The organism is Staphylococcus sp. EG-SA-17, assembly GCF_017151845.1.
Classification (GTDB): Bacteria; Bacillota; Bacilli; order Staphylococcales; family Staphylococcaceae; genus Staphylococcus; species Staphylococcus aureus.
Map to the genome: position 1 here is coordinate 1 of NZ_JACVZO010000181.1, position 243 is coordinate 243.

Below are 243 nucleotides of genomic sequence, written 5' to 3' on the forward strand. Positions count from 1 at the left end.
TCTTGTTGGCTATGTCCCACAAATGAGTTTTCACCATATTGTTTAACTTTGCTGAAGCCCATCCACACTGACATAGTGTATTGAGGTGTAAAGCCGTTAATCCACACGTCTTTCGCTGCATTATCAGCTTCAAACAATTCTAATAATGCGGTCGCAAGATCCCCTACTGTTGAGCTTGGTGCTTTTTGAACCATGATATCGCCTGTCTCTGCATGCTTAAATGCATGAACAACTAGTTCCACG

At 42.4% G+C, this 243-nt stretch carries 1 protein-coding gene; it reads right to left on the reverse strand.

Annotated elements, in window-relative coordinates:
• Positions 1–243 (reverse strand): polysaccharide biosynthesis protein (locus tag IDG65_RS15000; protein WP_241012763.1); only part of this gene is annotated, 243 nt, incomplete at both ends.